The organism is Lutibacter sp. (genome assembly GCF_013139515.1).
Taxonomy (GTDB): Bacteria; Bacteroidota; Bacteroidia; order Flavobacteriales; family Flavobacteriaceae; genus Lutibacter.
The window spans coordinates 1-11,684 of sequence record NZ_WTAR01000007.1; the positions used below are offsets into that span (position 1 = coordinate 1).

The 11,684-nt window shown below is 27.4% G+C and carries 11 protein-coding genes and 1 tRNA gene; 11 read left to right on the plus strand and 1 reads right to left on the minus strand.

The genetic code is table 11. The features are described from left to right. Positions 1-3: 3 nt before the first annotated feature. The 5 genes from GQ540_RS00525 (at position 4) to GQ540_RS00545 (ending at position 5,932) form a co-directional block, all read left to right on the plus strand. The gene (locus tag GQ540_RS00525; RefSeq protein ID WP_291795805.1) at positions 4-936 is read left to right on the plus strand and encodes a mevalonate kinase; all 933 of its coding nucleotides are present in this window, start codon (positions 4-6) and stop codon (positions 934-936) included. Positions 937-996: 60 nt separating this feature from the next. Next, positions 997-1,932, plus strand: a complete 936-nt coding sequence (locus GQ540_RS00530) for a geranylgeranylglycerol-phosphate geranylgeranyltransferase (RefSeq protein ID WP_291795713.1) — start codon at positions 997-999, stop codon at positions 1,930-1,932. Positions 1,933-1,990: 58 nt separating this feature from the next. After that, positions 1,991-2,893 carry a pseudouridine synthase gene (locus GQ540_RS00535; RefSeq protein WP_291795716.1) on the plus strand — a complete coding sequence of 301 codons (903 nt, stop codon included), beginning with the start codon at positions 1,991-1,993 and terminating at the stop codon, positions 2,891-2,893. A gap of 182 nt (positions 2,894-3,075) precedes the next feature. Further along, entirely contained in the window at positions 3,076-3,369 is a 294-nt protein-coding gene (locus tag GQ540_RS00540; protein ID WP_291795717.1) for a hypothetical protein, read from the plus strand. 295 nt (positions 3,370-3,664) lie between these two features. Continuing rightward, complete coding sequence (locus GQ540_RS00545; protein WP_291795720.1) at positions 3,665-5,932, plus strand: PAS domain S-box protein; 2,268 nt, start codon at positions 3,665-3,667, stop codon at positions 5,930-5,932. Positions 5,933-6,046: 114 nt separating this feature from the next. On the opposite strand, the gene GQ540_RS00550 is transcribed toward GQ540_RS00545, so the two are convergent. Beyond that, positions 6,047-6,119: transfer RNA gene (locus tag GQ540_RS00550), tRNA-Phe, on the minus strand. A gap of 97 nt (positions 6,120-6,216) precedes the next feature. Here GQ540_RS00550 and GQ540_RS00555 point away from each other — a divergent pair. From GQ540_RS00555 to GQ540_RS00580, 6 genes are read left to right on the plus strand one after another with little or no spacing between them, the layout of a single operon-like run. After that, complete coding sequence (locus tag GQ540_RS00555; protein WP_291795723.1) at positions 6,217-6,939, plus strand: type III pantothenate kinase; 723 nt, start codon at positions 6,217-6,219, stop codon at positions 6,937-6,939. A gap of 3 nt (positions 6,940-6,942) precedes the next feature. Beyond that, positions 6,943-8,229, plus strand: coding sequence for a hypothetical protein (locus GQ540_RS00560; protein WP_291795726.1), 1,287 nt, complete (start codon positions 6,943-6,945; stop codon positions 8,227-8,229). A 17-nt stretch (positions 8,230-8,246) separates the two neighbouring features. After that, positions 8,247-9,611, plus strand: a complete 1,365-nt coding sequence (locus tag GQ540_RS00565; RefSeq protein ID WP_291795729.1) for a hypothetical protein — start codon at positions 8,247-8,249, stop codon at positions 9,609-9,611. Between the two features lie 32 nt (positions 9,612-9,643). Beyond that, positions 9,644-10,204: an LPS export ABC transporter periplasmic protein LptC gene (lptC, locus tag GQ540_RS00570; protein WP_291795732.1), complete on the plus strand. Its 561-nt coding sequence runs from the start codon at positions 9,644-9,646 to the stop codon at positions 10,202-10,204. A gap of 3 nt (positions 10,205-10,207) precedes the next feature. Next, positions 10,208-10,399, plus strand: coding sequence for a hypothetical protein (locus GQ540_RS00575; RefSeq protein WP_291795735.1), 192 nt, complete (start codon positions 10,208-10,210; stop codon positions 10,397-10,399). 3 nt (positions 10,400-10,402) lie between these two features. Next, on the plus strand, positions 10,403-11,668 hold the full coding sequence (locus GQ540_RS00580) for a hemolysin family protein (protein WP_291795738.1): 1,266 nt from the start codon (positions 10,403-10,405) through the stop codon (positions 11,666-11,668). Positions 11,669-11,684 lie beyond the last annotated feature (16 nt).

Sequence of the window (11,684 nt, forward strand, 5' to 3'; positions counted from 1 at the left end):
TTTATGAAAGGACCACTTTTTTACGCTAAAATTTTATTGTTTGGAGAATATGGAATCATAAAAGATTCTAAAGGCCTTGCAATACCTTACAATAGTTATCAAGGTGCTTTAAAAAAATCGGCTGAAACTTCTTCTGAAGAAGAAATAAAATCTAACAAAAATTTAAATAAATTTTACAATTACCTTTCAAGCATAGATAATAAAGAACTAGGTAGTTTTAGATTGAATGAATTTAAAACCGATTTAGAGGAGGGTATGTATTTTGATTCAAGCATTCCTCAAGGGTATGGTGTTGGAAGTTCTGGTGCGTTGGTGGCGTCAATTTATGATAAATATGCCAATGACAAAATTACGGTTTTAGAAAATTTAACGAGAGATAAATTATTAAAGTTAAAGAGTGTATTTTCATTAATGGAATCTTTTTTTCACGGTAAAAGCTCTGGGTTAGATCCTTTAAACTCCTATTTAAGTATTCCAATTTTAATAAATTCAAAAGACAATTTAGAAGCAACAGGAATTCCATCTCAAAAAGAAGGAAAAGGAGCTGTGTTTTTGTTAGATTCAGAAATGATTGGTGAAACAGAACCAATGGTAAACATTTTTATGAATAAAATGAAGAATGAAGGTTTTAGAAAAATGCTAAACGAAGATTTTGCAAAACATACTGATGCTTGTATTGATGACTTTTTGAAAGGAAATGTGAAGTCGTTATTTGGAAATGTAAAGCAATTATCTAAAGTAGTTCTAGAAAATTTTAAACCAATGATTCCGCAACCTTTTCATAAAGTTTGGCAAAAAGGAATAGAAACAAATGATTATTACTTGAAGTTATGCGGCTCAGGTGGTGGTGGTTATATTTTAGGTTTTACAGAAGATTTTGATAAAACTAAAACAATATTAAAAGATTTTAAATTAGAATTAGTTTATAGATTTTAATAGTAGAATTATAGCAACTTACTAGGTTGTGCTGAAGTTGTTTAAATAGTATTCTTACCAATGGATTTACTTAAAATTTCTAAAAAAAACACCAAAAAGCAAACTCCGTTTTATATAAAATTGTTGAGCTTGTTTTTCGTTGTAAGAGGTTATAATATTTTTTTAATTGTAATTGCTCAATACTTAGCATCTATTTTTATTTTTTCTCCTGAAAAGTCGTTGCGATATGTATTGTTAGACTTAAATTTATATTTTATTGTACTTTCAACAATTTGTGTGATAGCATCAGGGTATATAATTAATAATTTTTACGATTCAGAAACTGATAAAATTAATAAACCCGTTAAATCAAAAATTGATGCTATTGTAAGTCAGAAAATTAAACTTAGGTTTTATTTTTTATTAAATTTTGTAGCAGTAGTTATTGCTTTTCTGGTTTCTTGGAGAGCCGCTTTATTTTTTGCTGTTTATATTTTCTTAATTTGGTTTTATTCGCATAAGCTAAAAAAATATCCTTTAACAGGGTTATTTTCAGCAGCAAGTTTGGCCATTTTACCTTTTTTTGCAGTTTTTGTCTATTATAAAAACTTTTCTGAAATAATCTTCACACACGCAGCCTTTTTATTTTTCATACTCTTAATAAGAGAGTTGATAAAAGATTTAGAAAGAATTAAGGGTGATTTTATTCAAAATTATCAAACCATTGCAGTTAAATATGGAGAGTATTTCACAAAAATGTTAATTACACTTTTAACACTTTTAACACTAAACCCAATTTACTTTTTGTTAAAGTATCCTGAGATTGGAGGGATGAAATATTTTTTCTATACAAGTGTGCTAGTCTTAATTGGTTTTGTTATTACACTGTGGTTTAGTAAGAGTAAGCGAAATTATGTGTTTTTACATTTAATTTTAAAATTATTAATTACTCTAGGTGTATTTAGTTTAGCTTTAATTGATTACAATGTAATTATTAATAAAATATTACTGAATTAAAGCAATCATGTTGGTAATTATCAGTAGAATAAATTACTTTTGCAAAAAAATATAAATAATGAACTCAAATAAAAACTCGTCGAGAGGACGACACCAAGGTAAAAAGAATACTCAAAATTCTTCAGAGAAAAAATACGATAGTAAAAAGAGATTTTCAAAATCTTTTAAAGATAAGCCTACTTTTACAAAAGATAGAAATTCAGTAAAAACTGAAAAACCAACTTCCAAACAAATTAAAAAAGTAGATGAAAATGAAGGAATTCGTTTAAATAAATATATTTCTAATTCAGGAATTTGTTCTCGTAGAGAAGCTGATGTTTTTATTAAAGCAGGAAGTGCTTCAGTTAATGGGAAATTGGTGAATGAAATGGGATATAAAGTGATGCCAGGTGATGTGGTTAAATTTGACGGTTCAACAATAACTCCAGAAAAGAAAAGGTATGTTTTATTGAATAAGCCTAAGAATTTTATAACAACAATGGATGATGATAGAGGCCGTAAAACTGTTATGGAATTGGTAGCAAATGCTTCAAAAGAACGTATATATCCAGTTGGAAGATTAGATAGAAACACAACAGGTTTATTACTTTTCACAAATGATGGCGAACTAGCAAAAAAATTAACACATCCAAAACATAATATTCAAAAATTGTATCAGGCTACATTAGATAAAAAACTATCAATGAGTGATATGCAAAAAATAGCGGATGGTTTTATTTTAGACGAGAAAAGAGTGTTGGTTGATGAGATTTCTTACATAATGAATCAGCCAAAAAGTGAAGTAGGAGTTAAAATACATTCAGGTAGAAATAGAATTGTACGTAGAATTTTTGAACACTTTAATTATAGTGTTGTTAAATTAGATCGTGTAATTTTTGCAGGATTAACAAAGAAAGATTTGCCTCGTGGACATTGGCGTTATTTAACGGAATTAGAGGTAAGTACCTTAATGATGCTTTAATATTTCGCACAAATATTTATAAAAAAAGTCAAGAGAAATCTTGGCTTTTTTGTTTTAAAAATTAAATGATTGTTATTGTTAATTTTAGTTATTGATTAAAATATTTTTTTATATTTGAAAAATTACTTTGTGAAAAGAAAGAGTAATTGCAATTTTTAATTTAGAATATTAACTAATTTGTAATGAAGCGCATAATTGTAGATTATAAAAAACTAACACCAGAAATTCTTAATTTGTTAGTGAAAAAATTCCCTGATGGATATGGAATTAGAGACATTGTGAAATTTACAAACCATAAGGGGAAGTATGTTGAAGCTATTGAAGTTGCAACTAAAAACACCATGTATTTAGTGAAAATTAGTAATGAATTAGTAGATAGTATGGAAAGTCATGAAGAAGAAGATGTAATACCAAATGAAATTATTGACAATATAGAAGATGTTGATGTAAAAGATATAAATCTAGACGATGACTAGTTGATTATAGGTGAATTAAAATATAAAACCGAACAATTTGTTCTATTTTTTTGCTAATTACAAAACTTAATTTTTATGTAAATCATTTAATTTAGTGCTTAGATAGAGAAATTGATTTTGACTTGTATAGATTCTATTTTATTTAAGGACTGTTAAACTTTTTTGATTAAATTTAGTTGATAAATGGGTTGTTAATAGAGTATTTATGTATTGAAATTTACACAAGCTGATAATTATCAATAGGTTAGTAATAGATATGTTGTGGGTTTACCTATTATTATTATTATTATTATTTATGGAAGTATTTTTTAAATATGCTACACCCGTAATTTATTGGATTTTAATAGTTTTTTGGATAATTATTTTTGTATTTTATTTTAAAAAAATAAAATCTTTAGAGCCCCATAGCAGCTTGTTAAAACTGTTATTAATTATTTTAGCAATTGATGCTTTTCGTACATTTTTTGAAAGTTTATATTTTGGTGCTTGGTATACTTCATATTCTGGGCTAATACCAATAGGTGTTTTTAATTTTTTAGCAAAACAGGAAGTTGTTTTCATTCCTAAATTTTTTAATTTAGTAGCAGCAATTTTAGTGTTAACATTAATTATTAAAAAATGGATTTCATCAGAAATATCAGAAAAAACGATAATAAATGAGCTTGTAACTAAGCAGATTAAAGAAATTAAAAAATTATCAATTGCAGTTGAGCAGAGTGCAAATTCTATTGTAATTACAGACTTAGAAGGTAATATAGAGTATACTAATCAAAAATTTACTGATATTTCAGGTTATACTGCTGAAGATGTACTAGGTAAGAACCCTAGAGTTTTAAATTCAGGAGAGCAGTCTAAATCCTATTACGGTAAAATGTGGAAAGCTATTTTATCAGGTGAAAAGTGGAGCGGAGAATTTAAGAATAAATCTAAATCAGGAAGATTGTATTGGGAACAAGTTACTATTTCACCAATAAAGAATGATTTAGGAAAAATAATAAATTTTCTAGCAATTAAAGAGGATATTTCAAGGCGTAAAGAAAGTGATTTAAAATTGTTAGAACAAAAATCACTTTTTGAAACTATGTTTAATTCAATTACAGATGCTATAATTATAACTAACACAAAACGTGAGATTGTTTTAGCAAATAAAGGAATGGAAAATACTTTTGGATATTCCCTAAATGAATTATTAGAAAAGTCAACAAAAATTCTTTATGTTGATGATGAAAACTTTAAGAATACAGGTAAAAAAGTTTTTGATGAGTCTGTTGGTGTTGTGGATAATAATTTATACTTAAATACCTATAAAAAGAAGAATGGTGAAGTATTTAATGGAGAAACTTTTGGAGTAAAGTTATTTGATACTCATAAACAATGGATTGGTAATCTTGGAGTTATGAGAAATGTTGATGAGCGAATTAATTTTATAAACGAAATTAAGTTAGCAAAACAAAAAGCAGAAGAGAGCGACCAATTAAAAACAGAATTTTTAAACAACATGTCGCATGAAATTAGAACTCCAATGAATGGTGTTTTAGGTTTTTCAGAGATGTTAAGTAACCCTAATTTAAGTGATGAAAAACGTCAAAATTTTGTAAATATAATTCAGAATAGTGGTAGGCAATTATTGCAAATTATTGATGATATACTTGAAATATCAAGGTTGGAGACAAAACAAATTAAAGTTAGGGAAGAGGAAATTTGCTTGAATAACTTTTTATTTCAGTTATTTTCAATTTTCGACATAAAAGCTAAAGAGCAAGAAATGCCATTATATTTAAAAACAGGGCTGTCAGATAAAGAGAGTACAGTGTTAATAGATGGTGTAAAATTGAACAAAGTCTTAAGTAATTTGTTAGGGAATGCATTAAAATTTACAAATAAAGGATTTATTGAAATAGGATATACATTAAATAATAATGAAATAGAATTTTATGTAAAAGATACAGGAGTTGGAATAGCCCCTGAAAAACATAAAGTAATTTTTGAACGTTTTTCACAGGCAGATAAAGAATTGACAGAAAAAGTTGGAGGATTAGGACTTGGTTTATCAATAGCAAAAGAAAATGCACAACTATTAGGAGGTGAAATTCAAGTTGAATCTATGAAGGGTAAAGGAGCTACTTTCTCTTTAACCATACCTTATAAACCTTTATCTCCATCTGTCGAAATAGATAATAACTGTGCTAAAAAAACGATATTAATTGCAGAGGATGAAGAGGTGAATTATATTTATTTAGAAACACTAATAAATGATTTACTTAAGTTAGATGTAAAAATAGTTCATGCCAAGAATGGGCAAGAAGCTGTTGAAATAATCAAAAATAATGAAACCATTGATTTTATATTAATGGATTTAAAAATGCCAATAATGTCTGGTTTTGATGCTGCAAAGATGATAAAAGAAATCAACCCAAATATTACGATAGTTGCTCAAACTGCTTATTCAACAACCGAAGAAAAAGAGAAAGCTTTAGCAATGGGATGTGATGATTTTATATCAAAGCCAATAAATAGAGAGGGTTTAAAATTAGTTACTGATAAGTATTTGGTTTTACAATAGGATTTTTATTATCCCAAATTTTGAAAAATGAACAAGATATTTGTTCTTTTTCTAATTTTCTGAAACAAAAAATCCGCAACTACTTATAAATAAGCGTGTTACGGATAATTTTTGTGGTACCTCCAGGAATCGAACCAGGGACACAAGGATTTTCAGTCCTTTGCTCTACCAACTGAGCTAAGGTACCATTGCCTTAGCGGATGCAAATATAAATGTATTTTTTATACCTGACAAAACAATTTTTAAAAAATGTGTTGTATTTTTGAACTCTTTAATAAATATAGATGAACTTAATAATAGACGTTGGTAACACTAGAATTAAATTAGCAGTTTTTAAAAACAGTGAAATAATTCATAATGAAAGTATTACCTCAGATATTTTTGAAATAAAAGTAATTGAGTTAATAAAAAAATATGGATGTGATAAAGCAATAATTTCTTCTGTAGGCACAGTAAAAAAATCTCAAATCGCTAAAATTTCATCAAAAATCAGACTAATTGAGTTAAATTCTAATACTAAAGTGCCTTTTAAAAACAAGTATGCTACTCCAAAAACGTTAGGAGTTGATAGGTTAGCACTAATTACAGCTTCAGTTTCAAAATTCCCCCAAAAAAATATACTAATTATAGATGCTGGAACATGTATAACTTACGACTTTGTAAGCTTAGAAAATTGTTATTTTGGTGGTGCAATTTCTCCAGGTATTAATATGCGTTACAAATCATTAAATGCCTTTACAAAAAACTTACCGCTTTTAGAGCTGAGCAACGTTCACCAACTTGTAGGTGGCTCTACTGAATTTTGTATGCATTCAGGTGTGATTAATGGTGTTATAAATGAAATTGATAGCTTTATAAATCAATATAGAGAAAAAAATTGCGATTTAACAGTAGTTTTAACAGGAGGAGATACAAATTTCTTGGCAAATAGATTAAAAAATAGCATATTTGCCAATCCTAATTTTTTATTAGAAGGATTAAATACAATTTTGACACATAATTTGTAATAAATGATAAAAAAAATAATTGTAGTACTAATAACACTATTTATTTCAGTTTCAAGTTTTGCTCAAAAAAACAATACTTCAGCGTATTCTTTTTTTGGTATTGGAGATAAAAACAGTATGAATACTGTTGAACAACTAAGTATGGGTGGAATAGGTGTTGCACTTAATGATGTATATCATCTGAATTTTTCTAATCCAGCATCAGTTGCATCATTATCGTTTACAACCTATACACTAGCCATTGAAAACAAAAACATTACTGCACAAGATGCAAACAGTAAACAAAGCGCAGCTTCAACATATCTTTCTTATTTAGCTTTTGGTGTTCCAATTGGAGAAAAAGGAGGCTTTACTTTTGGATTGTTACCAAACTCCTCAGTGGGTTATTCGCTTGTAACAAATGAATTGGATGGTGATGATGTAATAACTGAAGCGACACTTTATAGTGGAGAAGGAGGAACAAATAAAGTTTTTATGAACTTTGGTTACAAACCATTTAAAGGTTTTAGTGTAGGTTTACAAACAAATTATATTTTTGGTAAAATTGAAAATAGTATCATTAACCAAATAGCAGATAATCCATTAGCAACTAAATATGAAACAGTTTCTAATGTTAAAGGATATTCTGCCAATATAGGATTTCTATACAAAACAAGTTTAAATTCTAAAGTAGATTTAAATTTAGGAGCTAGTTTTGATTTAAGTAATACAATTGATGCAGATGGGAATGAGTATTTATACGCTGTAGATATTAATACCTTTGAATCGCCAAAAGACACCATTTTAAATGGGAACAGTGTTGGAAAAATTAAATCACCTTTAAAAACAAGTTTAGGTGTTGGTGTTGGAAAAGATAATAAATGGTTCGCAGGAGTTGATTATAGTTTTCAAAAAGCATTAGAATTAAGTGGAAATACGTTTAGTAGCTATTCTAAAATAGCATATGATGATTACAGTAAAATTGCAATAGGAGGATTTTATACTCCTAAATTTAATTCTATATCAAGTTACTGGGAAAGAGTTACTTATAGAGCTGGTTTAAAATTTGAAAAGACTGGGTTATTAGTTGATGCTCTAGGAAGCGAGGCTGATTTTACTGCAATTGATGATTTTGGCATATCTTTTGGAGTAGGATTACCATTAAGTCAACAATTATCAAATATTAATTTTGGATTTGAATTTGGTAAAAGGGGAAGTACAAGTAAAGGTTTAGTACAAGAAGATTATTTTAACTTTAGATTAAGCCTATCATTAAATGATAAATGGTTCAAAAAATTAGAAATATTTTAAATTAAAAGAATACGACGATGAGAAATTCAAGACAAATTTTAGCTTTATTAATTTTTATGATATCTGCACCAGTTGTTTTTTCACAAGCTGCTGCTGATTGTAATATTAAATATAACTTATTTAAAGGAGATTATAAGGCGAAAAAATATGATGCTGCTTTTGAAAACTGGATGTGGTGTATGGATAATTGCCCAACACTTTCAGTAAATATTTATAAATATGGTATTAAAATAGCCGAGCATAAATTAAAAACTGCAACTGTTGGTCAAAAGGCTTCAGCTGCTGATTTAGTTATGAGAGTTTATAACCAAAGGTTAGAACATAAATTTAAGAATGATAATGTTGCTAAAATATATGATAAGATAGCTACTTTTAAGGCTTCTCAAGGAATTTCAGAAGTAGAAGTATATGGATGGATTGAAAAAGCTTTTAAGATTGATCCAACTTCAGTATCTCCTAAAAATATTTATAAGTATTTTGATATTATTTTGAATAAAAATAAAGTTAATAATCCTCAAATTGTTTTTGATACGTATGATGAAGTAGGTGAGGGAGTTGAAATTAAAAGAGAAGCATATTCAAAAAAGATTGATGCAATTAATGCAAAAGACTCACTTTCAATTAGTGCGAAAGATAAGAGAAATAGAAAAATTTATCAACAAATTTTAACTAATTTAACAATTGTTGAAACAAGTTTAGATGCAAAATTAACAGAGATTTCTACGTGTGAGAATTTAATTCCATTGTATAAAAAATATTTTGATGAAAAGCAAAATGATGGTGTTTGGTTAAAAAGAGCTGTATCTAGAATGTACAATAAAGAATGTACTGATGATCCTTTTTATGACACATTAGTTGAAGCTTATGTAAAAGCAGATCCTTCTCCAAATGCATCAGTATTTTATGCTGGTATTTTAATGAAGAATGGTGAAACGAATAAGGCTATGGATTACTTTAAACAAGCTGTAGACCAAGAGTCTGATTCTTATAAAAAAGCAGGTTATTTATTAAAAGTATCTCAAATATTAAGTAAAAAAGGAAGAAAAAGTGAAGCAAGATCTTACGCTTATAAAGCTTTAAAAAATGCACCAACTATGGGGAAAGCTTATTTAATTATTGCGGGTATGTATGCTTCAAGTGCTAACTCTTGTGGAACAGATGTGGTTTCTAAAAGAATGGTGTATGTTGCGGCTTTAAACAAAGCTATTAAAGCAAAGTCTGTTGATCCAAGTATAAGTCGTTTGGCAAATAGATACATAAGATCATATTCAAAAAACTTACCTTCTAAGAAAGACTTGTTTGCAGCAGCTATTGATGCAGGATCAACACATAGAATTGGTTGTTGGATTAATGAAACTGTAAGAGTTCAGTCAAAAGATTAGATTTAAAATAGTATAATTGATATATTTGTTGAATGACAAAATCAGTTGTAAATCATATTAAAAGCATTGCTACTGTATTTACGGTAACAATGCTTTTTTCTTGTACAAATAATGCGAAAGAGGTTCATGATTTTTTAGCAGATAAAAATTTGCCAATAGGTGAAGCGTACAATATAAATCATAAACATACAGACTCTGGAAGAATTAATGTAAAAATGAAAGCCCCGGTTATGCTAGACTTTGGAAATAGAAATGAACATCCTTATTCTGAGTTTCCTAAAGGAATAAAAATAACTTCCATAGATAAAAATGGAGATTCTATTACAATTGAAGGTGATTACGCAAGAAATTATAAAAAAACTGAAATTTCTGAAATTAAAAATAATGTTATTATTTTTAATCACGCTCAGAAAAATAAGTTAGTAACAGATCAAGTATATTGGGATAGTAAATCTCACTACTATTTCACCGAGAAAAAATTCACATTTTACACGTTAACTGATACAATTAAAGGAGTTGGTTTTGAAGCGTCTGAAGATTTAACTAATTGGTGGGTTAAAAACCAAAGCGGAGTAATTAATATAAAAGAGTAAATTATGCAAAAAATCTGGAAAATATTTGAATATGGTTATTTAATTGTAGCTATTGTATTTATTGTTGAAACTGTTTTAAATTGGAATGAAAATAGAAATAAAGCTTATTTATTCTTATTATTTTCTGTTTTAGCTGTTTTTATGTATTTCTTTAAAAAAAGATTTAGAAAAAAGTTAGAAAACAGAAATAAGTAATTCATGGAAATTCAAATTGCTGTTATACTAATTTCAATTTTACTCTCTGCTTTTTTTTCAGGGATGGAAATTGCCTATATTTCAGCTAATAAATTTCAAATTGAATTAGAGAAAAAAAAAGCTGGTTTTATAGCTAAAATAGTTACTAAATTAACTTCAAAATCTTCAAAGCTTATTACAACAATGCTTGTTGGAAATAATATTGCGTTAGTGGTTTATAGTTTATTTATGGGTGAATTTATAGTGAATTTTTTACCTTTAAATGAATTTAATGAATTTTCTATCTTACTAATTCAAACAATACTTTCAACACTAATAATTTTAATAACTGCAGAGTTTTTGCCAAAAGCTATTTTTAGAATTTATGCGAATGAAACGCTATGGTTTTTTGCGCCCTTTGCTTATCTGTTTTATGTAATCTTTCATTACATTTCTGACTTTATTACATTTATTTCTGATTTCTTTTTACGCGTTTTTTTTAATTCTTCAAAAATAATTCAGCAAACTGAGTTTAGTAAAGAAGAACTTGGAAACTATATTTCTAAACAATTAGAAAATACAAAAGATATTGAAAATGTTGATTCAGAAATTCAAATTTTTCAAAACGCATTAGAGTTTGACAATGTAAAAGCTAGGGAGATTATGATTCCTCGCACAGAAATTATTGCTGTTGATATTAACGAGAGCATTCAAAACTTAAAAGATTTATTTATAAAAACAGGTTATTCAAAAATACTAGTTTATAAAGAATCTTTAGACCATGTTTTAGGCTATGCACACGCGTTTGAACTTTTTAAAAAACCTAAAACATTGCGATCAATATTATTACCTGTAGAGTTTGTTCCTGAAAGTATGATGATTAACAACGTGTTAAATGTTTTAATTAAAAAAAAGAAAAGTATTTCAGTTGTTTTAGATGAGTTTGGAGGCACATCAGGTATTATTACCGTTGAAGATATTGTTGAAGAGTTGTTTGGTGAAATTGTTGATGAGCATGATACGGTAAAGCTTTTAGAAAATAAAATTAACGATAGAGAATTTGAATTTTCGGCCAGATTAGAAGTTGATTATTTAAATGAAACATACAATTTAAATATTGAAGAAAATGAAGCTTATGAAACGTTAGGAGGTTTTATTGTGTATCATAATGAAGACATACCAAAGCAAGGTGAAGTTATTGAAATTAATAATTTATACTTTAAAATGTTTAAAGTAGATTCATCAAAAATTAAAGAAGTTTATTTAAAAATTTTAGATAAAGTAGATTAAAAGTAATCTTTACATA

Bases quoted from the DNA above. Each gene is read 5' to 3' on its own strand.
- GQ540_RS00525 (WP_291795805.1), top strand. From the start codon at position 4: ATGAAAGGACCACTTTTTTACGCTAAAATTTTATTGTTTGGAGAATAT.
- GQ540_RS00530 (WP_291795713.1), top strand. From the start codon at position 997: ATGGATTTACTTAAAATTTCTAAAAAAAACACCAAAAAGCAAACTCCG.
- GQ540_RS00535 (WP_291795716.1), top strand. From the start codon at position 1,991: ATGAACTCAAATAAAAACTCGTCGAGAGGACGACACCAAGGTAAAAAG.
- GQ540_RS00540 (WP_291795717.1), top strand. From the start codon at position 3,076: ATGAAGCGCATAATTGTAGATTATAAAAAACTAACACCAGAAATTCTT.
- GQ540_RS00545 (WP_291795720.1), top strand. From the start codon at position 3,665: ATGGAAGTATTTTTTAAATATGCTACACCCGTAATTTATTGGATTTTA.
- GQ540_RS00555 (WP_291795723.1), top strand. From the start codon at position 6,217: ATGAACTTAATAATAGACGTTGGTAACACTAGAATTAAATTAGCAGTT.
- GQ540_RS00560 (WP_291795726.1), top strand. From the start codon at position 6,943: ATGATAAAAAAAATAATTGTAGTACTAATAACACTATTTATTTCAGTT.
- GQ540_RS00565 (WP_291795729.1), top strand. From the start codon at position 8,247: ATGAGAAATTCAAGACAAATTTTAGCTTTATTAATTTTTATGATATCT.
- lptC (WP_291795732.1), top strand. From the start codon at position 9,644: ATGACAAAATCAGTTGTAAATCATATTAAAAGCATTGCTACTGTATTT.
- GQ540_RS00575 (WP_291795735.1), top strand. From the start codon at position 10,208: ATGCAAAAAATCTGGAAAATATTTGAATATGGTTATTTAATTGTAGCT.
- GQ540_RS00580 (WP_291795738.1), top strand. From the start codon at position 10,403: ATGGAAATTCAAATTGCTGTTATACTAATTTCAATTTTACTCTCTGCT.